A 26,924-nucleotide genomic window follows, 5' to 3' on the forward strand; every position below is an offset into this window, starting at 1 on the left:
ACTCTCGGACCGCAGGTCGAAACCAGGAGGATGTCATGCCGGATGGAAGCCCCGCAGCAGCGCGCCGCAGCGTCGTCGTATCCGAATTCACCAACAGCGTCCTTGACCCCGCCGCGCCGATGCTGGGGCCGGTGGAGAACGGCGGCACGATCATCGCCAATACCGCACCGGGCTGCTGGGGCCCGATGATCACCCCGCGCCTGCGCGGCGGGCACGAGGTCACCACCCCGGTCTTCGTCAACGGGGCCGAACCCGGCGACGGCATCGCCATCCGCATCCGCGACATCACCGTGACCTCGATCGCCACCGCATCCGGCCACGACAGCTCGCCCGAGGGGTTCTGCCTGGGCGACCCCTATGTCGCCGCGCGCTGCCCGGTCTGCGACACGGTCTGGCCCGAGACCCATGTCGAGGGCATCGGCCAGGACGCGGTGAAATGCGACAGATGCGGCAATGCGGTGAAGCCGTTCGAGATCGTCCACGGCTATACCGTCACCTTCGACGACACCCGCGCCGTCGGCCTGACCCTGCCCAGGGCCGCCGCCGAAACCATCGCGCATGACGCCAACCACTATGCCGCCCTGCCCGACGGCAGCCGCCAGCATTCGATCCTGACCTTCGCGCCCTCGGACATGCCCGGCACGCTGGTGCGGATGCGGCCCTTCCTGGGCCAGCTCGGCACCTGCCCCTCGATGGCCATGCCCGACAGCCACAACGCCGGCGACTTCGGCGCCTTCCTGGTCGGCGCGCCGCATGCCTATGGCATCACCGCCGAGCAGCTGGCGCAGCACAAGACCGATGGCCACATGGACATCGACGCCGTGCGCCCCGGCGCGATCCTGATCGCGCCGGTCAAGGTGAGGGGCGCGGGCGTCTACATGGGCGACATGCACGCCGGCCAGGGCGATGGCGAGATCGCGGGCCATACGATGGACGTGGCGGGCAGCGTGACGCTGCAGGTCGAGGTGGTGAAGAACTACCCGCTCGACGGCCCGGTGCTGTTCCCGCTGGAGGAGGACCTGCCGCCGATGGCCCGCCCCTTCACCGCGGCCGAACGCGCCAAGGGGGCGCGGCTGGCCGAGAAATGGGGGGTGGGCGCGCTTGAACCCATGGCCCCGGTCAGCGTCATCGGCACGGCGGCGAACCTGAACGACGCGATCGCCAACGGGCTGGAGCGCGCCGCGAAACTTTTGGGAATGACCGTGCCCGAGGTGCGCAACCGCGCCACGGTCAACGGCGCGATCGAGATCGGCCGCGCGCCGGGGGTGATCCAGGTGACCTTCCTGGCCCCCCTGTCGCGGCTGGATGCCGTCGGCCTTGGCGGCTACGCGCGCGAGCAATACGGCCTTTGATCGCCCGGGGCTGTGCCGGAAAGGCGACAGTCCCGGTCTATTCCCCCGTTCCGGCCGGCAGGCTTGTCTTCGCCCGGCCGGAAGCCTACCTTGAGGCCATGTTGACGATCATTCCTCTGGTCAGGTTCCGGATCCTCTCCGGTTCGCTGCTGAACCATACCTTGCCCCGGGCAGAGGCCGTCGCCTGCTGACGCCTCTCCCCGGGGCAGCTTCCACCCAGGTCGAGGTCAGCCAGCGGACCGGGTCCGCGAGGAGTCGTCATGCATTGCCATCCCGAAGTCCCGCAGCCACTGGGCGCGGGCAATCTTCCTGATCGCCACCTGGCCGCCGCGACGGACGATGTCGCCGCGCTGCGTCCGATCCGCGCGATCCTGGGCCGCACGGATTACTGGCGGCTGAACGAACACCGCCGCCGCTACGAAAGCCTGGGCAGCCCGCTGCTCATGCGGCTGGCGCGGCTGATCCGCGCGAAGATGCTGGATGCAACCGTCGTGGACCCGGACCAGCTTCCCCCCGATGTCGTGACGGGAACCTCTCTCGTGACCTTCGCCATCGGGCGGCGCCAGGAAACGCGGCTGCTCTATCACTTCGACTATGAGGATCACCGGCGCAACCAGCTGCATGTCGGCACCTTTTCCGGCGTCACCCTGATCGGGATGCGGGTCGGGCAGCGGATGCGCCTGCTCGACGGCAGCGGCGTCGCGGGCGAGGTCCGGGTGCTGGCCGTCGGGCCCGACAGCGCCACGGACGGGCCGGCGTTCGGCTGAGCGTTCCCCGCCCCATCAGCCTCTTTCCATTCAAGCCCCTGCGTCTCGCCCGTGCGGCCGCAGGCCCGGATTCACAAGGACATGCCGTGCTGCATCGGTTGATACCCTCGCACTGCGCCGAATGTGGCGCCGCCGTTCCCCGCGCCGCCGCCGGGCGCTGCCCCTCTTGCCGGGCCCGGTTCGGACCGGCCAGGGCCGGGGTCGCGTCTCCGGGTCGCGGGAAGCCGCCCGATCCGCCCGGACGTGACAAGGCAAACGCCACCCTGCGCCCGCCCCGAAGCAAGCCATGAAGAAGCTGCGCCCCCTGATCGCGCCCGCGCTCGTCCTGCTCGGCATCGCCGGGGTGAACCTTGCGGCGGCCGAGGCGGGCCGGCGGTTCGACGTCGCGCCAATCGGCCCGCAAGGACAGAATATCCTGCAGATGGCGGCCTATATCGGCATCGCCTGGCTTTTCAGCCGGTTTGCGAACCTGCTCTTTACCCGGCTGCGTCCGCGCAACCGGCCGGTGCCCCGGCTCTTGCGCGATCTCGTCTCGGCCTTGCTGTACCTGACCGCGGTCGTGTCGGGGATCCTGCTGATGCTGGGCCACAGCGCCGGAAGCGCGCTGGCGGGCTCGGGCGTGGTGCTGGCGCTGTTCGGCTTTGCCATCCGCAACGTGGTTGCCGATACGCTGTCGGGGATCGCGCTTGGCCTCGAGGCGCCGTTCAGGATCGGCGACTGGGTGGATATCGAGGGGCTGGCGCGGGGCCGGGTGATCGAGATCGGCTGGCGGACGACGCGGCTTCTGACGCGCGATTCCACCTATGTGATCCTGCCCAACAGCCAGATCTCGCGGCAGCGGATCGTCAACTACAGCGCGCCCAGCCCGGAGTTCCGGGCGCAGGTGGAGATTACCCTGGGCCATGCCACGCCGGTGGCCGCGGGCGCCGATCTCTTGCGCAAGGCGCTGCGGAATGCGCCGCTGATCCGGCAATCGCCGCCGCCGGACGTGCGGATCCAGGCGATCGAGCCCGATGGCGTCCGTTATGCGCTGCGCTATTGGGTCGGCCGGTTCGACCAGGAATTCGACTGCCGCGATGCGGTCTGGCGCGAGGTCGACGCGGCCCTGCGCGAGTCCGGGGTGGCCCTGCCGCCGCGCCCGGTCCCGGTGTTCTGCGCCCCGGTCGAAGGCACGGCGACCGGGGGACCCTGCGCGCAACGCCCCCCGGTCAAGATGGATGTGCGCTGACCTGGCGCCGTCGACAGGTTCAGGCGGCCTTGCGCAGCCCCAGAAGGCCGGCGTCGCGGCTGCAGCTGTAGATGTGATGCATCGCATCCACCCGCCCCGGCACCAGCGCGACCTCCTCGCGCAGCCAGGCCCAGGGATGGGCCGAGAGCCTGCGCTCGAACCCCGGCGAGGCGGTGGCGGACCAGAAGACCGCCAGCCCGCCCGGGGTCAGGGCCTCGGCGACCATCGCCAGGCCGGAGTCGCTGTAAAGCCCGGTGTTCCCGCTGCGGACAAGGCAGTCCGGGCCGTTGTCGGTGTCCAGCAGGATCAGGTCATAGGCCGCCCGGCTGTGCGCCAGATGGGCCTGCACGTCCTGGACCAGCAGGTCGGTGCGCGGATCGTCCAGGGGATCCCCGGCCAGATGCGCAAGCGGGCCACGGACCCATTGCGCGACCTCGGGGATCAGCTCGCAGACGGTGACGCGGGCGGCGGCGGGCGCAAGGTCCAGCACCGCGCGCAGGGTGAAGCCAAGCCCCAGCCCGCCGATCAGGATGCGTTGCGCCCGAAAGTCCATCCGGCGCAGGCTGCGCAGGGCCAGCTGGTCCTCGGACTGGTGGTTGAGGTTCGACATCAGCTCGATCCCGTTGTAGCGGATCTCGAAGATCGGGCCGCGCTGGCGCAAGAGGATGTCATCTCCCGACGCCGTCCCGGCGCGGGCAAGGGTGGTCCATAAGGTCATGTCGGTTCCTGCAGGAAAGCACGCGCCCCCGCAGGGTGGCGCAGGGGCTATCAAGGGCTGGGGTCGGATCGGGGTTGCCAAGCGCCTCGGGCGATCCGGCAACCCTCAGACATTGTTTGCCCTGAAGCCGACCAGCAGGGGAAAGAGGGCCGGGAGGTTGGAAAGAGCAGTCATGTCCCAGCCCGTCCGAAAAGGACATCCCGACGCGGATGCCGCGCAATCCTAGGCTGGCGGGCGGAAAAGGCAACCGCCCCGCGCCGGTTCATCCCCCGCCCCTTCCGGAGCGCGGGATCCGGCCCTTCCGGTCGGCCCCTTCCCCGGCGCATCCCGCCGGGGAAGGAAGCGCGCGGGTCAGATCAGCACGCGCGGCACCGTCTCGGACCAGTCTCGCGTCCAGATGGTCTCGCCGTTTTCCTGCACTTTCATCTTGCACGTCAGGGTGAAGCTATCGGCCCCGGCCGTCATCAGGGTCTCGGTCTCGGTCCGGCTGCGCCAGCCCTCGCGGCCCATCTCGTAGCTTTGGGTCAGCAGGTAGCGGGCCGAGAGCGGGTCGTCCGGCCGGATGCGGAACTCGCGGCGCAGGCTGTGCGACAGCGTGGTGCCGATCTCGTCGAAGCGCAGGATGCCTTCGCCGAACAGGCCGCCCTCGCCCTCGGTCACATAGACAGATTCGCCGGTCAGGTGGTCGATCCGCGACCAGCGGGCGATGCGGCCGGGGTCGACCTGGGTGATCGGCGCATCGGTGCCGTGGACGGCGGGCAGCATCGCCACCGGGCCGTCCCCGCCCTTGCGGCAGGGCAGCCGCAGGACCGAGCCCGCCGTGTCCAGCGTCAGGCTGGCCAGGGTCGGCGTGGGCCAGATCAGCGGCCAGTAGCTGGTGGCGACCGCGACGCGGATCCGGTGGCCGGGCGCGAAGCGGTGGCCGCAGGCGTTCAGCGTGACCTTCACCGTCTCGAACCGGCCGGGAATCAGCGGCTCGGGCCGGGCATGGCCGTTGCGGTGGGTCAGGTTCAGGACCTGGAAGCTGACGCGCAGCACCTCGCCCGTGGGCAGGACATCGCACAGCCGCACCACCACCTGCGCAACCGGGGCATCGGCGGCCAGACGCAGCTCGATCTCGGGCGCGCCAAGGATTTCCAGCGGTTCGGTCAGGGACGCGGTCTCGAACAGCAGCGCCGCGCCGTCATCGACGCGCTGGTCGATCGGCATCTCGCCGGGACAGCCGGTGGCCATCCACTCGCCCGAGGCGGTGCCATGCCAGAGCGGCGAGCGGATCGCGAGCTTCGCCCCGGCCCCCGGCGCGGGCGCCAGTTCGCCAGAGCCGCCAAGGTGCAGGTCGTGGAGCGTGATCCCGGGGCTGGGCCATTCCGCCTCGGCCACCCAGCGGCCGGGCTGGTGGGGGCGCGAGCCGACCGGCGGAACGGCGTCGTTCACATAGGCGCGCAGCATGGGCTCGTCCATCACGCCGGTTTCCTCGCCCGCCAGCCAGTGCCGCCACCAGCGCAGCGCCTCTTGCAGGAAGCCGATGGCGGGGCCGGGCGTGCCGTCCTGCGGATAGACATGGCCCCAGGGGCCGATGATCCCCCGGCGCGGCACCTGCAGGTTCTGCAAGAGGCGCGGAACCGCGTTGGTATAGCTGTCGGCCCAGCCGCCGACCGCAAGGACCGGGCACTGGATCGCCGACCAGTCCTCTTGCACGGATCCATGGCGCCAGTAGGCGTCATAGCTCTGGTGCCCGGTCCAGACGGCCGGGAAGAAGGGCATCGCGTCCAGCCGCTTCAGCCAGTCCTGCCGCCAGCCCTCGCCCACCACCGCCGGGTCCAGCGGGCGGGCCTGATAGGCCTGCATGATGCTGCCCCACCACAGGTTGTCGGTCAGCAAGCAGCCGCCCATGTAGTGGATGTCGTCGCGGAAGCGGTCGTCGGTGGAATAGACGGTGATGATCGCCTTCAGCGCCGGCGGGCGGCGGGCGGCCACCTGCAGGCTGTTGAACCCGCCCCAGCTCTTGCCCATCATCCCCACCGCACCGCTGCACCAGGGCTGCGCGGCGATCCAGGCGATCACGTCCAGCGCATCCTCCTGCTCCTGCGCCAGGTATTCGTCGGCCATCAGCCCCTCGGACTCGCCGCTGCCGCGCATGTCGACCCGGACCGAGGCGAAACCGTTCGCGGCGAAGAAACCATGCATCGGCTCGTCCCGGCCACGGGTTCCGTCGCGCTTGCGGTAGGGGATGTATTCCAGCACCGCCGGCGCCTTGGCCCCGGACAATCCGCCGGGCAGCCAGAGCCGCGCGCTCAGCCGGCAGCCGTCGCGCATCGGGATCCAGACATGCTCGATCACTTCAGGTTTCATCTCGGTCCTTCCTGGAAATTCAGCTAGGGCGGCCTCACCGCGCGCGGCGGGCCATGATGTCGTCCAGCCAGTCCTGGCGCAGCTCCGGCACGGATTCGAGAAGCGTGCGGGTATAGGCCGCCCGGGGCGTCTGGAAGAGTTCGGCGGTCGGGCGGTCCTCGACGATCCGGCCCTTCTGCATCACCACCGTCCGCTCGGCCAGGCGGCGGACGACCGAGAGGTCATGGGTGATGAAGAGGTAGGTCATGCCCAGTTCGTCCTGCAACCGGCGCAGAAGGTTCAGGATGTCCTCGGCAATCAGCGGGTCCAGCGCCGAGGTCACCTCGTCGCAGATCAGAAGGTCCGGCTGGGCCGCAAGCGCGCGGGCGATGCAGACGCGCTGCTTCTGCCCGCCCGAGAGCGCGCCGGGCAGGCGGTCGGCGAAGTCGTCCGAAAGGCCGATCAGCGACAGCAGGCGGCGGAGTTCGTCGCGCAGCGCCGCGCCCTTCAGGCCGCGGTAGAAGGACAGCGGGCGGCTGATCGTCTCGCCCACGGTCTGCCGCGGGTTCAGCGCCACATCGGGCAGCTGATAGATCATCTGGATCGCCTTCAGCCCGGCGATGCCGCGCTTGCGGTAGCTGCCCTCCAGCGCCCGCCCGGCAAAGGTCACGCGGCCCGAGGCGGGCGACAGCAGCCCCGCGACAAGACGCGCCAGCGTCGACTTGCCCGAGCCGGATTCGCCCACCACGGCCAGGGTCTCGCCCCGCCGCAGCGAAAGGGAGACGTCGTTCAGGATCCTCAGCCCGGAATAGCCCGCCGAAACGCCTTCCAGCGCCAGCAGCACCTCGTCCCCGGCCTTCTGCCCGCCTGGCGCGGGCCGAAGCGACCCTTCGCGCTCGGCCACCAGCCTGCGGGTATACTCGGCTTTCGTGGCCTGCAGGACCTCGCCGGTCGCGCCGGTCTCGATCTCCTTGCCATGGCGCAGGACCATCAGGCGGTCGGCGATCTGGGCGACCACGGCAAGGTCATGGGTGATATACAGCGCCGAGGTGCCATAGCGCCGCATCGTGTCGCGCAGCAGGGCCAGGACCTCGATCTGCGTGGTCACGTCCAGCGCGGTCGTCGGCTCGTCCAGGACCAGGACGTCAGGCTTGGCGGACATGGCCATCGCCATCATCGCGCGCTGCAGCTGGCCGCCGGAAACCTGATGCGGATAGCGCAGGCCGAAGGTCTCGGGGTTCGGCAGTTGCAGGGCGCGGAACAGCTCCAGCATCCAGGCGCGGGCCTCGGGGGCGGTCATCACCCCGTGCTGCACCGGCGCCTCGATGATCTGCCGGTCCAGCCGCATCGACGGGTCGAAGGCGGCGGCCGCGCTTTGCGCGACATAGGCGATGCGCGCGCCGCGCATGGCCTCGCGCACGGCCTTGCCGGATTGCGTCAGCTCGGTCCCGGCCAGGGTGATCCGCCCGCCCGCGATCCGGCAGCCCCCCCGGCCATAGCCCATGGCCGCAAGCCCGATGGTGGACTTGCCCGCCCCGGATTCGCCGATCAGGCCCAGCACCTCGCCCCGTTTCAGGTCAAGCGAGATGCCGTCGACCAGCACGGCGCCGTTCGGGGCCACGACGCGCAGGTCGCGGATGGAAAGCACGCGGTCCGCAAGGTCGCTCAACGGTTCTCTCCCTGAACGGTGGTCCGCCCGGCCAGAAGCCAGTCGACGACAAGGTTCACGCCGATCGTCAGCAGCGTGATGGCGGCGGCGGGGAACAGGGGGGCGTAAAGGCCGTAGAGGATGCCCTGCTGGTTGTCGCGCACCATGCCGCCCCAGTCGGCGAAGGGCGGCTGCACGCCAAGGCCGAGATAGGACAGGCCGGCGACGAACAGGAAGGTAAAGCAGAAGCGCAGCCCGAACTCGGCCACCAGGGGCGGCATGATGTTGGGCAGGATCTCCTTGCGGATCATCCAGACCAGACCCTCACCCCGCAGCCGGGCGACCTCGGCATATTCCATGGCGTTGATGCCCTGGGCCAGGATGCGCGCCAGGCGGAAGACGCGGGTGGAATCCAGCAGGCCGATGGTGATGATCAGCACCGGCAGGCTGGAGCCCAGCGCCTGCAGCACCACCAGCGCCGAGATCAGGACCGGCACGCTCATGATCGCGTCGACGGTGCGCGACATGGCGATGTCGGCCATCCCGCCGCGGATCGCCGCCAGCACGCCCAGCGGCACGCCGATGGAGAAGGAAAGGCCCACGGCCAGAAGCGAGACCCCGATCGACAGCTGCGCGCCGTAAAGCATCCGCGAAAGCATGTCGCGGCCGTTCTGGTCCAGGCCCAGCAGATGCTCGGCCGAGGGGGCGGCGAAGGGGGCGCCCAGCGTCTCCTCCAGCCCGTAGGGGGCCAGAAGGGGACCGGCCAGGAAGACGGCCAGGTTGCAGGCGATCAGGACAAGGCCGATCCAGCCGGTCAGCGGGGGTTTTCGGGTCGTGCCAGCCATGGTTCAGCTTTCCAGGGTCCGGGGATGGCGCAGGCGCGGGTTCAGCGCGATGGCGCCGATATCGGCCATCATGTTCAGCAGGATATAGGTCGCGGCAAAGACCATCGCGGCCCCCTGCACCATCGGCAGGTCGCGCTTGGAGACCGCATCCACCATGAACCGGCCAAGGCCGTTGTAGTTGAAGACCGCCTCGACCAGCACGACGCCGGTGATCAGGTAGGCGATGTTGAAGGCGATGACGTTGATGATCGGCGCGGCCGCGTTCGGCACCGCATGGCGCAGCACGACACGGCTGTTCGGCAGGCCCTTGAGATAGTTCATCTCGATATAGGGCTGGTCCATCACCCCCAGGACCGCCGTGCGCGTCATCCGCATGACCTGCGCCACCGTCACCAGGGTCAGCACGATCATCGGCAGGGTGGTGGCCTTCAGCCAGGCCAGGAAGCCCATGCCGTCATAGGTATCGGCAAGGCTGGGCAGAAGCCCGGTATGGACCGACAGGAGGAGGATCAGCAGCAGGCCCAGGAAATACTCCGGCAGCGACACCGTCGCCAGCGCGACCACATTGGCCGCACGGTCGAAGACCGACCCGCGCCAGACGGCGGAAAGGATGCCCAGCGTCACCGCCAGGGGCAGCGAGACCGCCGCCGCATAGGCCGCCAGCGCCATGGTGTTCCAGAACCGCGGCCAGAGCAGTTCGGCAACCGGCTGGCGGTTGGTCAGCGACTGGCCGAGGTCGCCCCGGACGAAGTTCGCAAGCCAGCCGAAATACCGCTGGACCGCCGGAACATCGAGGCCCAGCGTCTCGCGCAGGGCGGCCAGGGATTCCGGGGTGGCATTCTGGCCAAGGATCGCGGCGGCGACGTCACCGGGAAGGATCTCCGTCCCGGCGAACACCAGGACAGAGACGAACCACAGAGTCAGGAGGCCCCAGCCCAGCCGCACGAGGACGACGCGGGTCATCAGGCTTCAAGCCAGATCTTCTCGGCCATCCGGGCGCCCATCAGGTTGAACATCGGATGCGGCCCGACGCCCTTCACCCTGGTCGAGACGGCGTCGAGGTAGTCGCCGAACATCGGGATCATCGCGCCACCCTCGTTGCTGATCAGCTCCTGCAGGCGCCAGTAGATCTCGCGGCGGCGGGTGTCGTCCAGCAGCGCGCGCGCCTCGACCAGCAACTTGTCGAACTCCTCGTTCGCCCAGCGGGTGTCGTTCTGCGCCGAGGCCGACTGGTAGGCGATCGTCAGCATCTGGTCGGCCGTGGGACGGCCGCCCCAGAAGGACATGCAGAACGGCGCCTTCATCCAGACATTGTCCCAGTAGCCGTCGGCGGGCTCGCGCTTCACCTCGACCTCGATCCCGGCCGCCGCGGCAGCCGTGCGGTAGATCGCCGCCGCATCCACCGCCCCCGTGAAGGCCGCGTCCGAAGAGGACAGGGTGACTTTCAGCGCGTCGAGCCCGGCCTCTTTCAGGTAGAACTTCGCCTTTTCCGGGTCGTAAGGGCGCTGCGGCAATTCGCTGTTGTAGAAGCGGTCGGTGCTGGGGATCGGATGGTCGTTGCCCAGCCGGCCGTTGCCCAGAAGGGCGGTCTGCAACAGCTGCTCGCGGTCGATCGAATGCTTGATCGCCATGCGGATGTTGTTGTCGGTGAAGGGCGCCTGGGTGCAATCCATCAGGAAGGTGAAATGCTGCCCGCCGGCCGAACGCACGATCTGAAGGTTCGGGGCCCGCGACAGAAGGTCGACGGTCTTGAAATCGACCCCGTTCATCGCATGGACCTGGCCCGACATCAGCGCATTGGTCCGCGCGGCGATGTCGTTGATCACGATGACCTCGACCGCGTCCACGTTGGCGCAGCCCGGCTTCCAGTAGCTTTCGTTGCGCAGGAACCGCGCCCGCACCCCCGGCTCGAAGCTTTCCAGGGTGAAGGGGCCGGTGCCGATCGGGTTCGACCAGTCCTGGAACCCCTCGGGCACCACCAGGAAGTGATAGTCGGACAGGACATAGGGCAGGTCGGCATTGCCGCTTTCCAGCGTGATCTTCACCTCGCTGTCGGAAACCCTGGCCACGTCCTTGAACGCCGCCGCGACCGACCGCGCGGCCGAGGTCGTGTCGGCGCCGCGGTGGATGTTCAGCGAATAGACGATGTCATCGGCGGTCAGCGTCTTGCCGTTGTGGAAGGTCACGCCCTGGCGCACCTTGAAGGTCCATTCCACGGCACCTTCCGCCGCCGTCCAGCTTTCGAACAGCTCGGGCTGCGCCACGTTGTCCTTGTCGATCTCGACGAGGCCGTTCATCACCATATAGGCCTGGTTCACCGGCACCCAGTCGGTCAGCTTGCGCAGGTCGAAGTCGTCGGTGGTCGAGCCGCCGCCGATCCCCATGATGAAGACGCCGCCCCGCACCGGGGTTTCCTGCGCCCAGGTCGGGCGGCCGAACATGCCCGCAAGGCCCAGCGCCGAGGCGCCGGCGATCAGGCTTCTGCGGTCAAGGATCAGCCCCTTGGAATTGCTCGTCATGTCGTCCCCCCTCCTGTCCTCCCGGCCAGACTCGCCAGGGGACCTCGGGGAAAGGCTAACTTGTCATAATTTCCGAGTGCAAATGACAAATAGTCATGGCTACATGCCCCCCGGTCCAACTGCCTGAAACCGTTCAGCGGTTGCTGGCGATCAGCCAGTCCGCCACCCGCCGCGCCAGCTGGCGCATGTGGCGTTCGGACGGCCGCAACAGGTAATAGCCGCCCCGGCCCAGCAGGACATGCGGATGCGCCTGCACCAGCCGCCCCGCCGCCAGCTCATCGCGGATCAGCCAGGTCCAGCCCATCGCCACCCCCAGCCCGTCGCGCGCGGCCCGGATGGCCATGTCATAATCGGAAAGCTTCCAGCGCCGCACGGTCTCGGGCAGGGTGACGCCCGCTTCGGACAGCCAGTTGCCCCAGTCCGTCCATTCCTTCAGCGTCTCCTCGATCGCCAGGATGACCGGCTGCGCCTGCCGGACCAGCGGCTCCAGCGCGGGCGCCATGACTGGCACCATCTCCTCGCGTCCCAGCTGGCCCAGGGTGCGGTCCGGCAGCGGGCTGGGCAGGAAGGCGATGGCAAGGTCGTAGTCGTCGCCGCGCCGCAGGAACGAATTGTCGTCGACGCGCAGCTTCAGTTCCAGATTGGGGAATTCCGCGCTCAGGGCGGACAGGCGCGGCACCAGCCAAAGCTCGCCCACCGCGCGCGAGCAGGAGAGCGTCAGCCGTCCCTGGGCCTGCCGCTTCAGCGACCTGTCCCCGAGGTTGGTCAGCACATCCAGCGCCGCCGCCACCTCCTGCGCGTAGTCGGCGCCGATCCGGGTCAGCACGACGCCCGAGGCGCTCCTTTCGAACAGCTCGACCCCCACATCCTCCTCCAGCCGCAGGATGCGCCGGCTGATCCCGCTTTGCGTCAGGCCCAGAACGGCCGCCGCATCCGAGAAACTGCCGCAGCGTGCGACCATCTGGAAGGCGATCAGCGATTTCAGCGGCGGGATTCCGTCCGTCTCCAAGGTCGCGACCTCCCTGCGCCCGGTCCATCGGACGCTGATAGAGCGCGGCCCGGATTTCGGCAATGGACCAGGCTGCCGCCCGCGCACGACAGGCTGCGGGCGGGGCGGGCTGGGATCGGCCCGGTTATCGGCCTTGTCTATAGTATTTGAAGCCTTATGCAGGGACATGAGCAGAATTCACGGTTGATTTACGTGGGACAGACGAAGATCGGCGATGTTTCGTTCTGGTATGCCGACATCGGCCTGCCCTATCCGCGCGCCTGCCTCGCGGGGGATACGACGGCGGATGTGGCGATCATCGGGGCGGGCTATACCGGGCTCTGGGCGGCCTACTACCTGAAGCAGGCGCATCCCGGCCTTGACGTGCTGGTGATCGAGAAGGATTTCGCCGGCTTCGGGGCCTCGGGGCGCAACGGCGGCTGGCTGAGCGGCGGTTTCGCCTGGAACCACCGGCGCTACCTGGAAAATTCCTCGGAACACGCCGTGCGCGCCATGGTCGAGGCGATGGGCGGCACCGTGGACGAGGTGATCCGCGTCGCCGGGGCCGAAGGGATCGAGGCCGACATCCAGCGCACCGACGAGCTGGCGGTCGCGACCAATGCCGCGCAGCTGGCCCGGATGCGGGCCGAGATCGCCGAGCGCCAGCATTGGGGCGAGGAGGAGCGGGTCTACGAGATCGGGGCCGAGGAGCTTTCCGGCCGGATCCACATTCCCGGCGCGCTGGGGGCGATGGTGGTCGGCAATGTCGCCCGCGTCCAGCCCGCGAAACTGGTCCGGGGCCTTGCGCGGGCGGTGGACCGGCTGGGGGTGCGGCTGGTCGAGGGGACCACGGTCACCGGCTATGAGAAGGGTCTGGTCACCACCGACCGGGGCCTCGTGCGCGCGCCGGTGATCCTGCGCTGCACCGAGGGTTTCACCGCCAGCCTGCCGGGACACGGGCGCGAATGGCTGCCGCTGAACTCGGCCCAGATCGTGACCGAGCCGCTGCCCGCGGAAATCTGGGACCGGATCGGCTGGGAGGGGCAGGAGATCGTCGGCGACATGGCCAACGCCTATTGCTACTGCCAGCGCACGCGCGAGGGGCGGATCGCGGTGGGCGGGCGCGGGGTGCCCTATCGCTTCGGCTCGGCGCTGGATGTGAACGGCGCGCCGGACGCCGAGACGATCCGGCGGCTGGAGGCGATCCTGCGCCGGCATTTCCCTGCGGCCTCCGGGGCGCGGATCGACCATGCCTGGTGCGGCGTCCTTGGCGTGCCGCGCGACTGGTGCGCGACCGTGGGGCTGGACCCGGCGACGGGCCTCGGCTGGGCGGGGGGCTATGTCGGCGTGGGGGTCTCGACCTCGAACCTCGCGGGGCGGACGCTGGCCGACCTGGTGCTGGGGCGCGACAGCGACCTGGTGCATCTGCCCTGGGTCAACCGCCGGGTGAAGCCATGGGAGGGCGAGCCCTTCCGCTGGCTGGGCGTGCAGGGGATGTATGCGCTCCTGAACGCCGCCGACCGCCGCGAGGCGCGCCCCGGCGCCGGGCCGTCCAGGCTGGCGACCTTCGGCAACTGGCTGACCGGGCGCAGTTGAGCGACACGCTTGCCCGGAATGTTAGCGCCTGTCATAACCGGCGGTGCGGGCATCCTGGGAGGAACCGATGCAGCTGAACCGCCGGGGTTTCATCGCGCTGTCGCTGGCCATGGCCGCCCGGCCCGCGCTGGCGGCGGATCGGGGGCAGCTGTGCTGCGAGGTGCTGATCGACTGGCACCGGCTGATCCTGGAACTGGTCCGCCACACCGCGACCTATTCGCCCCCCGTGGCCAGCCGCGCCTTCGCCTGCCTGGGGGTGACGGCGCATGAGGTGCTGGCCTCCGGCGATCCGGCCCTGGTCAGCCTGGCGGGGCAGTTGAACGGTCTTGCCCCCCTGCCCGCTCGCGGCGAAGGCGCGTTCGACGCGGCGGTGGTGATGCAGGCGGCGCTGGCCGAGGCGGTGCCGGTCCTGTTCGGCAATACCGGCCCGACCGGGCAGCGGGCCATGGCGGCGATGGCGCGGAAACAGGCGGCGAAGGCGGCCGAGGGGGTGTCGGCGGATGTCGTGGCGCGCAGCGCCGCCCATGGCGCGACGCTGGCCCGGCATCTCCTTGCCTGGGCCGCGACCGATGGCGGGGCCGTGATCGCGAACATGGGCTTTCCGCAGGACTATATCCCCGGGACCGCGCCGCAGGACTGGGTGCCGACCAGCCTGATCCGCCAGCAGCAGGCCCCGCTCCTGCCCGACTGGGGCAAGGTCCGGCCCTTCGCCATGCCCGCGAGCAATGCCTGCGCCCTGCCCCCGCCCCCGCCCTATTCCGAGGCACCCGATTCCGATTTCTACCTGGCGGCGCTCGAGGTGCGGGATGCGGTCGCGGGCCTGACCGAGGAGCAGCGGCTGATCGCGCGCTTCTGGTCGGACGACCCGATGCTGTCGCCGACCCCGCCGGGGCACTGGATCGCGATCCTGCTGGACATCGCCGAACGCGACGCGCTCCCGGCCGAGCGGCTGGCCGGGGCGCTGGCGCTGCTGGGCGTGGCGGTGGCGGACGGGTTCATCGCCTGCTGGCAGACCAAGTTCGAGGTCAACCTCCTGCGCCCCGTCACCTATATCCGCCGCGTGATCCAGCCGGATTGGGAGCCCCTGCTGATCACGCCGCCCTTCCCGGAATATCCCTCGGGCCATTCCACCCAGTCGGGTGCCGCCGCCACCGTCCTGACCGCGCTTTTCGGAGAGGACTTCGCCTTCGACGACGCCACCCATGCCGACGACGGCCTGCCGGTCCGCTCCTTCCCGGGCTTCTGGGCCGCCGCCGAAGAGGCCGCGATCTCGCGGCTTTACGGCGGCATCCACTATCGCTTCGCCGTCGAGAGGGGCCTGGACCAGGGCCGCTGCGTGGGCGCCCACGCGCTTGCGCTGCGGATCACCGCATGAGGCCCGCGCTGGGGCTGCTCCTCGCATTCGCCGGCCCGGCGCTGGCCGAGCCGGAACTGCCCCGTTTCACCGAGGAGGGCGCCGCGGCGGGGATCGACACCGCCTATCAGGGCGACTGGGACTATATGGTCGGCGGCGGGGTGGCGGCCTTCGACTGTTCGGGCGATGGCTTTCCCGAACTGTTCCTGTCGGGCGGCAGCGCGCCCGCGGCGCTTTACCTGAACCGCAGCCGCCAGGGCGGCCCCCTGGCCTTCGAGAAGACCGATGCGCTGGCCGAGGAGGCGGTGCTCGGGGCCTGGCCGCTGGATGTGGACAGCGACGGGATCATGGATCTGGTGCTGCTGCGGCAGGGCGAGAACCGGCTGATGCGGGGCCTCGGCGACTGCCGCTTCGAGGTGGCCAATGCTTCCTGGGGCTTCGACGGCGGCACTGCCTGGTCCACCGCCTTCGCCGCGATCTGGGAGCGCGGAGAGACCTGGCCGACCCTGGCCATCGGCAATTACATCGACCGGCAGGAGGAGGCCTTTCCCTGGGGCTCCTGCACCGACAACTGGCTGCATCGGCCAAGGGGTCAGGGCTTCGCCCCGCCGGTCCCGCTGACCCCTTCCTTCTGCGCCCTGTCGATGCTGTTCACCGACTGGAACCGCTCGGGCCGGCCCGCGCTGCGGGTGTCGAACGACCGGGAATACTACAAGGGCGGGCAGGAACAGCTCTGGCATCTGGAGCCGGGCCAGCCGCCGCGCCTCTATACCGAGGCCGAGGGCTGGAAGCGCCTGCGCATCTGGGGAATGGGCATCGCCAGCGCGGACGTGAACCGCGACGGCTGGCCCGACTATTTCCTGACCAGCATGGCCGACAACAAGTTGCAGGTGCTGAAGGACACGGGCTCGGGCCTGCCGGATTACGCCGACCTGGCCTTCAAGTCGGGCATCACCGCGCACCGGCCCTATGCGGGGGGCGACACGCGGCCCTCGACCGCCTGGCACCCGCAATTCGCCGATGTGAACAACGACGGCCGGCTGGACCTGTTCGTGGCCAAGGGCAACGTGGCCGAGATGCCGGATTTCGCGGCGCAGGATCCGAACAACCTGCTTCTGGGACAAGAGGACGGCACCTTCCTGGAGGTCGGCGACCGCGCCGGCGTCGCCAGCATGGGCATCGCGCGGGGGGCGCAGCTGGTGGACCTGAACCTGGACGGGGCGCTGGATCTGGTGGTGGTCAACCGCTGGGCGCGGGCCGAACTCTGGCGGCAGACCGGCGCGCTTGCGGGCAACTGGCTGCAGATCCGCTTGCAGCAGGACGGCACGAACCGCGACGCGATCGGCGCGGTGGTCGAGATCCGGCGCGGCGATACGGTCGAGCGGCACGAGATCGCGGCGGGGGGCGGCCATGCCTCGGGCGCGGCGGGCTGGCGGCATTTCGGCCTCGGGGCGCAGACGGCGGCCGAGCTGCGGGTGATCTGGCCCGACGGCCGCGCGGGCGATTGGCAAGGCCTGAAAGCGGGGGGTTTCCACATCCTGCACCCCGACCGGCCGCCGACGCCTTGGCAACCGGACTGATCCATGCCACGCCACATTTGCGCCACGATCCTGCGAAAGCTATGTCCAGGATGGCTCCCGCCCGGGGGGACATGCAATTCCTGCCCGCCTACGCCTGATCCGCTGAACTCTGCCCGCAAGACCGAGACCGGAAAAGCCTTCCATGCAACACGCGTCCCGCGACTCCGATGACCTGTCGCCTGACGGCGACGTCTTCGCCGACGACCTGAAGCCGGGGACGACGCTTCTGGACGGCCACTATACGATCCTGGGCTTTCTCAACAGCGGCGGCTTCGGGATCACCTATCTGGCGAAGGATTCGCTCGACCGGACGGTGGTGGTCAAGGAATGCTTTCCGAACACGCTCTGCCGCCGCTCGACCTCGGTGGTGCGGCCAAGGTCGCGCAAGCACCAGGGCGAGTTGCGCAGCTTCGTCGAGAATTTCATCGCCGAGGCCCGCAGCCTGGCCCGGCTGGTCCATCCGAACATCGTCGGTGTGCATCAGGTGTTCGAGGACAACGATACCGCCTACATGGTGCTGGATTTCATCGACGGGCGCGACCTGCAGGCGATCATGGAGACGACGGACCGGGCCTTCGCGCCGGGCCAGATCGTGACCATGCTGAAGAAGATGCTGAGCGCGGTCGAATTCATCCACCAGACGGGGATGCTGCACCGCGACATCTCGCCCGACAACATCCTGGTCGACCCGCAGGGCAACCCGATCCTGATCGACTTCGGCGCGGCCAGCGAGCAGACGACACGCGCGACCAGGGTCCTGACCGGACGGCGCGTGGTCAAGGAGGGCTACTCGCCGCAGGAATTCTACCTGACCGGCGCCGAACAGGGCCCGTGGAGCGACCTCTACGCCCTCGGCGCGACCTTTCACATGCTGATCGCCGGCCAGCCCCCGCCCGACAGCCAGCGCCGCCTGGCCCGCGTGGCCGAGGGCATCGGCGATCCCTACCTTCCGCTTGCCGGGCGCTTCGCGGGCTATCCCCCCGGCTTTCTGAAAAGCATCGACAAGGCGGTGAGCGTCCTGCCCAGGGACCGCATCGCCACCGCCGCCGACTGGCTGGAGCTGATCCGCCAGGGCGAGGGGGAAGCGGCCGCCCCCTCCCGACGCCTGCCCGAGCCAGGCCTGGTGCTGGACCCGCAGCAGTCGGCGCAGCCGGGTATTTCCGAAAAGCTCGACCGCTTCGTTGCGAACAGGCCCGGCTATTTCCTCGGCTTCCTCCTGGCCGCCCTGGCTGGCCTGTTCGTCGGCGCGGCGTTCCTGTTCTTCTGGTTCCTGAGCTGACCCATGCCCGCGCCCGCAGCAGGATCCGGCCCGAAGGCGTTCGACCTGGTCATCTTCGACTGCGACGGCGTGCTGATCGACAGCGAGATCATCTCGGCGCGGATGCTGGTGCAGGAACTGGCCCGGCTTGGGGTGCGCATCGACCTTGCCTATGTCGCGCGGCATTTCCTGGGCCGCAGCTACCCCACCGTCATGGCGACGATCCGGCAAGACTTCGGGCTGGACCTGCCGCCCTCGTTCGAGGAGGACTATCGTGAACGGCTGCTGGAGGGCTTTCGCCAGGGGCTGCGGATCATGCCGGGGGTGATTTCGGTGCTGGATGCGCTGGGGGTACCCTGGTGTGTCGCCACCTCCTCCTCGCCGCGCCGGGTCGAGATGTCGCTGGCGCTGACCGGCTTGACGGAACGGGTGGGCGGACGATTATACACGGCAAGCCAGGTGCGGAACGGCAAGCCCGCGCCGGACCTGTTCCTGTTCGCGGCCGCGCAGATGGGGGCGGATCCTGCCCGCAGCCTGGTGATCGAGGATAGCCTGACCGGCCTCTGCGCCGCGCAGGCGGCCGGGATGGAGGTCTGGCAGTTTACCGGCGGCAGCCATTTCCGCGTCGGCGGCGCCCCGCCCGATCTCCTGCCCGATCCGCCGCCCGACCGGCGTTTCGATGACTTTGCCGATTTCTTCACGCCTGCCCCTGCCCTGCGGAGACCCGGATGAGCCGCCCCGACGCCGAACCCAGCCTGCATGACGACGCCGCGCGGGCGGGTTGGCTGTATTACGTCGGCGGCATGACCCAGGACCAGATCGCCGCCGAACTCGGCATCAGCCGCCAGCGCGCCCAGCGCTTGGTCAGCCGGGCCATGGCCGAAGGGCTGATCCAGGTCCGGCTGAACCACCGGATCGGCGCCTGCCTGGAACTGGAGGCAAGCCTGCGCGACCGCTTCGGGCTGGACCGGGTGCGGGTCGCGCCCGGTCTTGGCGCCGGGGCCGACCCGGTGCGCGCCATCGCCCCGGCCGCGGCGGCCGAACTGGAGCGTTTCCTGCGGATGACCGAACCCCTGGTCGTGGCGCTGGGGACGGGACGCGCCCTGCGCGGCATGGTCGACGCCATGGTCGAGATCGAGGCCTCCCAGCACCGGCTGGTCAGCCTGATCGGCAATATCGCCCCCGATGGCTCGGCCAGTTTCTTCGACGTGGTGATGCGGATCGCCGACAAGGTCCGCGCGCCGCATTACCCGATGCCGGTCCCGGTGATCAGCCCCACGCCCGAGGAGAACGAGGCCTTCCACCGCCTGCCCCCGGTCCGCAAGGTGGTGGCGCTGGCCGAGGCGGCGGATGTGGTCTTCGTCGGCGTCGGCCAGATGTCGAACGACGCCCCCCTGCTGGCCGATGGCTTCGTCACCCGGGCCGAACTGGACGAGATGCAGACGGCCGGCGCCTCGGGCGAGGTGGCCGGCTGGGTCTTCGACTCGGAGGGGCGCTACCTGGACCTGGGGACCAACCGGCGCACCGGCGGGGTGCGGGTCGCGCCGGGGCTTGCGCGGCCGTCGATCGGGATTGCTGCGGGCGCATCCAAGGTTCCCGCGATCCTCGCCGCCCTGAAATCCCGCATCATCAACGGCCTGGTCACCGACGAGCCGACCGCCCGCGCACTCCTGTCCCGCGCCTGACCTTCGCAATCGCGGCGGAAGTGGGGGCTTGACGACTCCGGTCGATGTATGAGCATTTACCCATAAGGCGATGATTTGCTCATACGCTGACCCAGGGAGGGAACCATGACCACGACGCTACGCGCGCTTCTCGGCGCGACGGCTCTGGTTGCGCTGTCGGGCGCGGCCATGGCCGAAACCACCATCACCGTCGCCACCGTGAACAATGGCGACATGGTGCGGATGCAGGGCCTGATGGACGACTTCAACGCCAAGCACCCCGACATCAAGGTCGAATGGGTGACGCTGGAGGAGAACGTCCTGCGCCAGAACGTCACGACCGACATCGCCACCGGCGGCGGCCAGTATGACGTGATCACCATCGGCACCTACGAGGTTCCGATCTGGGGCAAGCAGGGCTGGCTGGAAAGCCTGAACGACCTGCCCGCGGAGTATGACGTGGACGACCTTCTGCCGGCGATCCGCGGCGGCCTGACCGTGGACGGCAACCTCTACGCCGCGCCGTTCTATGGCGAATCCTCGATGGTGATGTACCGCAAGGACCTGATGGAAGCCGCCGGCCTGACCATGCCCGACGCGCCGACCTGGGCCGACATCGAGAAGGCCGCCGCCGCTATGACCGACAAGTCCAAGGAACAATATGGCGTCTGCCTGCGCGGCAAGGCCGGCTGGGGCGAGAACATGGCCTTCCTGACCGCCATGTCCAACAGCTTTGGCGCGCGCTGGTTCGACGAGAACTGGGTGCCCCAGTTCGACCAGCCGGAATGGAAGGCGACCTTGGACTTCTACCTGAACCTGATGAACAACTATGGTCCTCCGGGTGCCTCGAACAACGGCTTCAACGAGAACCTGACGCTGTTCCAGCAGGGCAAGTGCGGCATGTGGATCGACGCCACCGTTGCCGCGTCCTTCGTGACCGGCAAGGATTCCACCGTGGCCGACAAGGTCGGCTTCGCGCTCGCCCCCGACAACGGCCTCGGCAAGCGCGGCAACTGGCTCTGGGCCTGGAGCCTGGCGATCCCGTCCTCCTCGGACGCCAAGGACGCCGCCAAGGTCTTCATCGACTGGGCGACCAACAAGGACTACCTCGCCCTCGTCGCGTCCAAGGAAGGCTGGGCCAACGTGCCTCCGGGCACGCGGACCTCGCTTTACGCGAACGAGGAATACGCCAAGGTGCCCTTCGCCAAGATGACGATCGACAGCATCAACTCGGCCGACCCGACTGCCCCGACCGTGAAGCCGGTGCCTTACGTCGGCGTCCAGTTCGTCGCCATCCCGGAATTCCAGGGCCTTGGCACATCGGTGGGCGAGATCTTCTCGGCGGCGCTGGCCGGGCAGAAGACGGCGGACGAGGCGCTGGCGGAAGCCCAGACGCTGGTCACCGACGAGATGAAGGCCGCAGGCTACATCCAGTGACGGCGACCCCGGGGGCGGACTCCCCTGCCCCCGGGATCACCTTCGGCTTGCGGGCGTCCTCGCCTGCAAGCCGCCCCCCGTAACGAAAGCCTGCTTCTTCGCCTGCGCGGTGCCCCTGGCGTCGCATCCTTCATGCATCGGTCGCTGAGTCCGGGAGGCCCGCCCATGTCCACGCAATCCAGCCGCCTTGCCGCCCGCATGATGGTGGCGCCGTCGGTGGTCCTGCTGCTGATCTGGATGGTCGTGCCGCTGGCGATGACGCTGTATTACTCCTTCCGCTTCTATCGCCTCCTGTCGCCTGACCGTACCGGCTGGACCGGCGTCACCAACTATCTGTGGTTCTTCGACTCGCCGGATTTCTGGCTGGCCCTGTGGAACACGCTGGCGCTGGTCGGCGGCGTGCTGGTCATCACCGTCGTCCTGGGCATCCTGATCGCGCTGCTGATCGACCAGCCGGTCAAGGGCCAGGGCTTCCTGCGCATCCTGGTGATCGCTCCGTTCTTCGTGATGCCGCCGGTCGCCGCCTCGATCTGGGAAAACCTGTTCATGCACCCCCAGAACGGCCTGTTTGCCGCCGTGGCGCGGGGTTTCGGGGCGCAGCCGATCCTGTTCCTGGAGCAGTATCCGATGCTCTCGGTCATCGGCATCGTCAGCTGGGAATGGCTGCCCTTCGCCACGCTGATCCTGCTGACCGCCCTGCAATCGCTGTCCTCCGAGCAGTTGGAAGCCGCCGAGATGGACGGCGCCGGTCCCTTCTCCCGCTTCCGCCATATCATCCTGCCGCACATGACAAGGGCGATCACCGTGGTCATCCTGATCCAGACGATCTTCCTGCTGGGCATCTTCGGCGAGATCTTCACCACCACCCAGGGCGGCCCCGGATCGGCCAGCACCACCCTGCCCTACATGATCTTCAAGCAGGCCATCGCCGCCAAGGACATCGGCCGCGCCGCCGCCGGGGGCATCATCGCGGTGATCCTGGCGAACATCGTGGCCTATTTCCTGATGCGCGGCCTTGGCCGGAACCTGGAGAACTGAAATGGCCCGCGCCCTGTCCCCCCGCCGCCAGCTGATCACCACCGTCGCCGCCTGGTTCGTCGCGCTGCTGATCTTCTTCCCGGTCCTGTGGATGATCCTGACCAGCTTCAAGACCGAACCCAGCGCGGTCGCCATGCCGCCCGAGTTCCTGTCCGCCGACTGGACGCTGGAGAACTATGCCGAGGTCTGGGCGCGGTCGGACTATCCGCGCTTCTTCTGGAACTCGGTCGTGATCTCGGTCGGCTCCACGCTCCTTGGCCTGCTGGTCGCGGTGCCCGCCGCCTGGGCCATGGCCTTCGTTCCCGGCCGGCGGACCAAGGACCTCTTGATGTGGATGCTCTCGACCAAGATGATGCCGGCGGTGGCGGTGATGATCCCGCTTTACCTCCTGTTTCAAAGGCTTGGCCTGATCGACACCAAGTTCGGCCTGGTCATCGCTCTGATGCTGATGAACCTGCCGATCATCGTCTGGATGCTCTACACCTATTTCAAGGAAATCCCCGGCGAGATCCTGGAGGCCGCGCGGATGGACGGGGCCTCGCTCTGGAACGAGATCGTCCATGTCCTGACGCCGATGGCCCTGCCCGGCATCGCCTCGACCATGCTTCTGAACATCATCCTCGCCTGGAACGAGGCGTTCTGGACCATCGTCCTGACCACCACCAGGGCGGCCCCGCTCTCGGCCTTCATCGCCAGCTTCTCGGCGCCGCAGGGCCTCTTTTACGCGAAACTCTCGGCGGCCAGCGCGATGGCGATCCTGCCGATCCTGATCCTTGGCTGGTTCAGCCAGAAGCAACTCGTGCGCGGCCTGACCTTCGGCGCGGTGAAGTGAGGAAACGATGGGCAAGATCCAACTGACCAAGGTCCGCAAGAGCTTCGGCGAAGTCGACGTCATCCCCGGCATCGACCTGACCATCGAGAACGGCGAGTTCGTCGTCTTCGTCGGCCCCTCGGGCTGCGGCAAGTCCACCCTCCTGCGCCTGATCGCGGGGCTGGAGGATACCACCTCGGGCACGATCGAGATCGACGGCAAGGACGCGACCAACCTGCCGCCGGCCAAGCGGGGCCTCGCGATGGTGTTCCAGAGCTATGCGCTTTACCCGCACATGACGGTGCGCAAGAACATCGCCTTCCCGCTGAAGATGGCCGGGATGGACCAGGCCGAACAGGACAAGCGGGTGGAACGCGCCGCCAAGGTGCTGAACCTGTCAAGCTACCTCGACCGCCGCCCCGGCCAGCTATCGGGAGGCCAGCGCCAGCGCGTCGCCATCGGCCGGGCCATCGTGCGCGAACCGGCGGCCTTCCTGTTCGATGAACCCTTGTCGAACCTCGACGCCGCCCTGCGCGTGGGGATGCGGCAGGAGATCAGCGAGCTGCACCAGTCGCTCAAGACGACGATGATCTACGTCACCCACGACCAGGTCGAGGCGATGACCATGGCCGACAAGATCGTGGTGCTGAACGCCGGCCGGATCGAACAGGTCGGCGCGCCGCTGGAGCTTTACAACCACCCGCGCAACCTCTTCGTCGCCTGCTTCATCGGCAGCCCGAAGATGAACGTCATCGAAGGGGCCGAGGCCGCCAAGCACGACGCCCATGCCATCGGCATCCGGCCCGAGCATATCAGCGTCGGCGACGGCCCGTGGGAGGGCGTCGTCGGCCTGTCGGAACACCTCGGCTCGGACAGCTTCCTGAAGGTCGCGGTCGAGGGGATCGGCACCCTCACCGTCCGCGCGCCGGGCGAGATCCACGCCCGCCACGGCGACCGGATCCGGCTGGCCCCGGCCGGCAGGATCCACCGCTTCGACGCACAGGGGCTGGCGCTATGAGGCTTTCGGGCAAGACCGCGCTGATCACCGGCGCCGCGCGCGGCATCGGGCTGGAATTCGCCCGCGCCTATCTGGCCGAGGGGGCCGAGGTCGCCCTCGCCGATCTCAATGCCGAGGCCGTGGCGGCCGCTGCGCGCGACCTCGGGCCCAGGGCCCATGCCGTGACGATGGACGTGACCGACCAGTCCAGCATCGACGCGGGCTTCGCCGGGGCGATCCGCCGGATGGGCAAGCTCGACATCCTGATCAACAACGCCGCGCTGTTCAGCGCCGCTCCCATCGCCGAGATCACGCGAAAGGACTATGACCGGCTCTTTGCGGTCAATGTCGCGGGCACCCTCTTCTGCCTGCAGGCCGCCGCCCGCCACATGATCCCGCGCGGCGAGGGCACGATCATCAACATGGCTAGCCAGGCCGGGCGGCGCGGCGAAAGCCTGGTCGCGGTCTATTGCGCGACCAAGGCGGCGGTGATCTCGCTCACCCAGTCGGCGGGGCTGAACCTGATCCGGCACGGAATCAACGTGAACGCCATCGCCCCCGGCGTGGTGGATGGCGAGCATTGGGACGGCGTCGACGCCTTCTTCGCCCGCTACGAGGGCAAGATCCCCGGCCAGAAGAAGCGCGAGGTCGGCGCCGCCGTTCCCTTCGGCCGGATGGGCACCGCACGGGATCTGACCGGAATGGCGATCTTCCTCGCCACGCCGGAAGCGAAATACATCGTCGCCCAGTGCTTCGGCGTGGACGGCGGCAACTGGATGGCCTGACATGACACCGCAGCTTCCCGCCCCCCGCCTTCCCGCCTATGACCGCTCGAAACTCACCCCCGGCATCGTCCATATCGGGCTGGGCAACTTCCACCGCGCGCATATGGCGGTCTATCTCGACGACCTGTTCGCCCAAGGCCTCTGCCACGACTGGGCGATCCTTGGCGCCGGCGTGCGCGAGGGCGACGCAAGGATGCGCGCGGCGCTGAAGGCGCAGGACTGCCTCTCGACGGTGATCGAGCTTGACCCGAAGGGCAAGTCGGCCCGCCGCATCGGCAGCATGATCGACTTCCTGCCGGTCGAGGCCGACAATGCGGCGCTGATCGCCGCGATGGCGCGGCCCGAGATCCGCATCGTCAGCCTGACCGTCACCGAGGGCGGCTATTTCATCGACCCGGCGACCGGCCGCTTCGACCCCCGCGCGCCCGAGATCGCCCATGACGGCGCGAACCCGGATCGGCCCGGCACCGCCTTCGGCGCCATCGTCGCGGCCCTGAAGGCGCGGCGGGCGGCCGGGGTGCAGCCCTTCACCGTGATGAGTTGCGACAACCTGCCGGGCAATGGCGCGGTGACGCGGGCCGCCGTGGCGGGGACCGCCCGCCTCTCCGATCCCGCGCTTGCCGGCTGGATCGAGACGCAGGTCGCCTTTCCCAACGGCATGGTCGACCGCATCACCCCCGCCACCGGCCCGCGCGAACGCGAGATGGCCCGCGCCTTCGGGCTGGACGACCCGGTCCCCGTGACCTGCGAGCCCTTCCGGCAATGGGTGCTGGAAGACGACTTCCCCGCCGGACGGCCCGCCTTCGAGCAAGCGGGCGTGACCCTAACCCCGCATGTCCACGCCTTCGAGATGATGAAGATCCGCATCCTGAACGGCGGCCATGCCACCATCGCCTATCCCGGCGGGCTGATGGACATCGAATATGTCCACGAGGCGATGGCGCATCCGCTGATCCGCGGCTTCCTCGACCGGGTGGAGCGCGAGGAGATCATACCTTACGTGCCGCCCGTCCCCGACACCGACCTCGGCGCCTATTACCGGCTGATCGTCGAGCGGTTCAGCAACCCCGAGGTCGCCGATACCGAACGCCGCCTCTGCCTTGACGGCTCGAACCGGCAGCCGAAGTTCATCATCCCCTCGATCCGCGACGCGCTGGCGGCGGGCGGCCGGGTCGAGGGCCTCGCGCTGGTCTCGGCGCTCTGGTGCCGCTATTGCCAGGGGATGACGGACAGCGGGGCGGCGATCGCGCCGAACGATCCGAACTGGGATTACCTGCAGGCGCAGGCCCGCGCCGCGAACCAGATCCCACGCGTCTGGCTGCAGATGAAGCCGATCTATGGCGATCTGGTCGACCACCCGCGCTTTGTCGCGGCCTTCACCCGGGCGCTGGAGGCGCTGCGAGCGCGGGGCACGGCGGCGGTGCTGAAGGATTACATCGGCTAAGCGCGTAGGGTGCGCTACAGCGCACCTTCACATCCCCAGGGCCCGGAACACCTTCGGCAGTTCTTCCGCCAGGTCCTCGGCGATGAGCCCCGGCCCGAAGGACAGCGCGCATTCCACATGCAGCCAGGCCCCGCTGCAGGCGGCATCGAAGGGCGAATACCCCCGCGCCAGCAGTCCGGTGATGAACCCCGCCAGAACGTCGCCCGACCCCGCCGTCGCCAGCCACGGCGCCGCCCGGTCATAGTGGGCGGAGTTGATCGCAGCGCGTCCCGCGGGGTCGGCAATCACCGTGTCCGGCCCTTTGAAAAGCACCACACAGCCCGCCCGCCCGGCGGCCTCGCGGGTGGCGTCGACCTTGCTGTAGGCCGGGCCTTTATTGGCCGGGGCGGCGAGTTTCGCCGCGATGTCGGGGAACAGCCGCGCGAACTCCCCGGCATGGGGCGTCAGGACGCAGCCCTCATGCAGGGCGGCGAAACGGTCGGGGTGTTGCGACAGGATCGTCAAGGCGTCGGCGTCGAGGACGAGTCGGGGCGGGGTGTGCCGGTCTGAAGCCCGGCCTGTTTC

General features: G+C 68.9%; 23 protein-coding genes. 15 read left to right on the forward strand and 8 right to left on the reverse strand.

The window, feature by feature from the left end:
* Nucleotides 1-35: 35 nt before the first annotated feature.
* The 3 genes from ACE3UA_RS00115 (at nucleotide 36) to ACE3UA_RS00125 (ending at nucleotide 3,347) form a co-directional block, all read left to right on the forward strand.
* The gene (locus tag ACE3UA_RS00115; RefSeq protein ID WP_374641252.1) at nucleotides 36-1,352 is read left to right on the forward strand and encodes an acetamidase/formamidase family protein; all 1,317 of its coding nucleotides are present in this window, start codon (nucleotides 36-38) and stop codon (nucleotides 1,350-1,352) included.
* A gap of 260 nt (nucleotides 1,353-1,612) precedes the next feature.
* Nucleotides 1,613-2,119 (forward strand): hypothetical protein, encoded by a 507-nt coding sequence (locus ACE3UA_RS00120; RefSeq protein ID WP_374641254.1) that lies wholly within the window; start codon nucleotides 1,613-1,615, stop codon nucleotides 2,117-2,119.
* Between the two features lie 286 nt (nucleotides 2,120-2,405).
* Nucleotides 2,406-3,347 carry a mechanosensitive ion channel family protein gene (locus tag ACE3UA_RS00125; RefSeq protein ID WP_374641255.1) on the forward strand — a complete coding sequence of 314 codons (942 nt, stop codon included), beginning with the start codon at nucleotides 2,406-2,408 and terminating at the stop codon, nucleotides 3,345-3,347.
* Between the two features lie 19 nt (nucleotides 3,348-3,366).
* Here ACE3UA_RS00125 and ACE3UA_RS00130 read toward each other — a convergent pair whose 3' ends face one another.
* The 7 genes from ACE3UA_RS00130 to ACE3UA_RS00160 form a co-directional block, all read right to left on the reverse strand.
* Entirely contained in the window at nucleotides 3,367-4,065 is a 699-nt protein-coding gene (locus ACE3UA_RS00130) for a spermidine synthase (RefSeq protein WP_374641257.1), read from the reverse strand.
* Nucleotides 4,066-4,416: 351 nt separating this feature from the next.
* Nucleotides 4,417-6,417: a CocE/NonD family hydrolase gene (locus tag ACE3UA_RS00135; protein WP_374641259.1), complete on the reverse strand. Its 2,001-nt coding sequence runs from the start codon at nucleotides 6,415-6,417 to the stop codon at nucleotides 4,417-4,419.
* A 34-nt stretch (nucleotides 6,418-6,451) separates the two neighbouring features.
* The gene (locus ACE3UA_RS00140; RefSeq protein WP_374641261.1) at nucleotides 6,452-8,065 is read right to left on the reverse strand and encodes an ABC transporter ATP-binding protein; all 1,614 of its coding nucleotides are present in this window, start codon (nucleotides 8,063-8,065) and stop codon (nucleotides 6,452-6,454) included.
* Complete coding sequence (locus ACE3UA_RS00145; protein WP_374641263.1) at nucleotides 8,062-8,889, reverse strand: ABC transporter permease; 828 nt, start codon at nucleotides 8,887-8,889, stop codon at nucleotides 8,062-8,064. The genes ACE3UA_RS00140 and ACE3UA_RS00145 overlap by 4 nt, the downstream gene beginning before the upstream one ends.
* Nucleotides 8,890-8,892: 3 nt before the next feature.
* Nucleotides 8,893-9,852: an ABC transporter permease gene (locus ACE3UA_RS00150; RefSeq protein WP_374641265.1), complete on the reverse strand. Its 960-nt coding sequence runs from the start codon at nucleotides 9,850-9,852 to the stop codon at nucleotides 8,893-8,895.
* On the reverse strand, nucleotides 9,852-11,408 hold the full coding sequence (locus tag ACE3UA_RS00155) for an ABC transporter substrate-binding protein (RefSeq protein ID WP_374641267.1): 1,557 nt from the start codon (nucleotides 11,406-11,408) through the stop codon (nucleotides 9,852-9,854). Before ACE3UA_RS00155 ends, ACE3UA_RS00150 begins: the two co-directional genes overlap by 1 nt.
* Before the next feature lie 133 nt (nucleotides 11,409-11,541).
* Nucleotides 11,542-12,417, reverse strand: coding sequence for a LysR family transcriptional regulator (locus ACE3UA_RS00160; protein WP_374641269.1), 876 nt, complete (start codon nucleotides 12,415-12,417; stop codon nucleotides 11,542-11,544).
* 192 nt (nucleotides 12,418-12,609) lie between these two features.
* Here ACE3UA_RS00160 and ACE3UA_RS00165 point away from each other — a divergent pair, with 192 nt between their 5' ends.
* The 12 genes from ACE3UA_RS00165 to ACE3UA_RS00220 all read left to right on the forward strand — a co-directional run bounded on the left by ACE3UA_RS00165 (nucleotide 12,610) and on the right by ACE3UA_RS00220 (nucleotide 26,360).
* Nucleotides 12,610-13,992, forward strand: coding sequence for an NAD(P)/FAD-dependent oxidoreductase (locus tag ACE3UA_RS00165; protein WP_374641271.1), 1,383 nt, complete (start codon nucleotides 12,610-12,612; stop codon nucleotides 13,990-13,992).
* Nucleotides 13,993-14,059: 67 nt separating this feature from the next.
* Nucleotides 14,060-15,367, forward strand: coding sequence for a vanadium-dependent haloperoxidase (locus ACE3UA_RS00170; RefSeq protein WP_374641273.1), 1,308 nt, complete (start codon nucleotides 14,060-14,062; stop codon nucleotides 15,365-15,367).
* Nucleotides 15,364-16,926 carry a CRTAC1 family protein gene (locus tag ACE3UA_RS00175; RefSeq protein WP_374641275.1) on the forward strand — a complete coding sequence of 521 codons (1,563 nt, stop codon included), beginning with the start codon at nucleotides 15,364-15,366 and terminating at the stop codon, nucleotides 16,924-16,926. Before ACE3UA_RS00170 ends, ACE3UA_RS00175 begins: the two co-directional genes overlap by 4 nt.
* Nucleotides 16,927-17,068: 142 nt before the next feature.
* Nucleotides 17,069-18,205, forward strand: coding sequence for a serine/threonine-protein kinase (locus ACE3UA_RS00180; protein WP_374641277.1), 1,137 nt, complete (start codon nucleotides 17,069-17,071; stop codon nucleotides 18,203-18,205).
* A 3-nt stretch (nucleotides 18,206-18,208) separates the two neighbouring features.
* Nucleotides 18,209-18,916 (forward strand): HAD family hydrolase, encoded by a 708-nt coding sequence (locus ACE3UA_RS00185; protein WP_374641279.1) that lies wholly within the window; start codon nucleotides 18,209-18,211, stop codon nucleotides 18,914-18,916.
* Nucleotides 18,913-19,869, forward strand: coding sequence for a sugar-binding transcriptional regulator (locus ACE3UA_RS00190; RefSeq protein ID WP_374641281.1), 957 nt, complete (start codon nucleotides 18,913-18,915; stop codon nucleotides 19,867-19,869). Before ACE3UA_RS00185 ends, ACE3UA_RS00190 begins: the two co-directional genes overlap by 4 nt.
* A 105-nt stretch (nucleotides 19,870-19,974) precedes the next feature.
* Nucleotides 19,975-21,285: a sugar ABC transporter substrate-binding protein gene (locus tag ACE3UA_RS00195; RefSeq protein ID WP_374641283.1), complete on the forward strand. Its 1,311-nt coding sequence runs from the start codon at nucleotides 19,975-19,977 to the stop codon at nucleotides 21,283-21,285.
* Nucleotides 21,286-21,450: 165 nt separating this feature from the next.
* Complete coding sequence (locus tag ACE3UA_RS00200) at nucleotides 21,451-22,323, forward strand: carbohydrate ABC transporter permease (RefSeq protein WP_374641285.1); 873 nt, start codon at nucleotides 21,451-21,453, stop codon at nucleotides 22,321-22,323.
* Between the two features lies 1 nt (nucleotide 22,324).
* Nucleotides 22,325-23,155 (forward strand): carbohydrate ABC transporter permease, encoded by an 831-nt coding sequence (locus tag ACE3UA_RS00205; RefSeq protein WP_374641287.1) that lies wholly within the window; start codon nucleotides 22,325-22,327, stop codon nucleotides 23,153-23,155.
* A gap of 7 nt (nucleotides 23,156-23,162) precedes the next feature.
* On the forward strand, nucleotides 23,163-24,152 hold the full coding sequence (locus tag ACE3UA_RS00210; protein WP_374641289.1) for an ABC transporter ATP-binding protein: 990 nt from the start codon (nucleotides 23,163-23,165) through the stop codon (nucleotides 24,150-24,152).
* Entirely contained in the window at nucleotides 24,149-24,916 is a 768-nt protein-coding gene (locus tag ACE3UA_RS00215; RefSeq protein ID WP_374641291.1) for an L-iditol 2-dehydrogenase, read from the forward strand. Before ACE3UA_RS00210 ends, ACE3UA_RS00215 begins: the two co-directional genes overlap by 4 nt.
* A 1-nt stretch (nucleotide 24,917) precedes the next feature.
* Nucleotides 24,918-26,360, forward strand: coding sequence for a mannitol dehydrogenase family protein (locus tag ACE3UA_RS00220; protein ID WP_374641293.1), 1,443 nt, complete (start codon nucleotides 24,918-24,920; stop codon nucleotides 26,358-26,360).
* A gap of 27 nt (nucleotides 26,361-26,387) precedes the next feature.
* Here ACE3UA_RS00220 and ACE3UA_RS00225 read toward each other — a convergent pair.
* The coding region (locus ACE3UA_RS00225) for an NAD(P)H-hydrate dehydratase (protein WP_374641295.1) at nucleotides 26,388-26,924 on the reverse strand (537 nt) is incomplete at its 5' end.

This window comes from Tabrizicola sp. (genome assembly GCF_041919135.1).
Lineage (GTDB): Bacteria > Pseudomonadota > Alphaproteobacteria > Rhodobacterales > Rhodobacteraceae > Tabrizicola.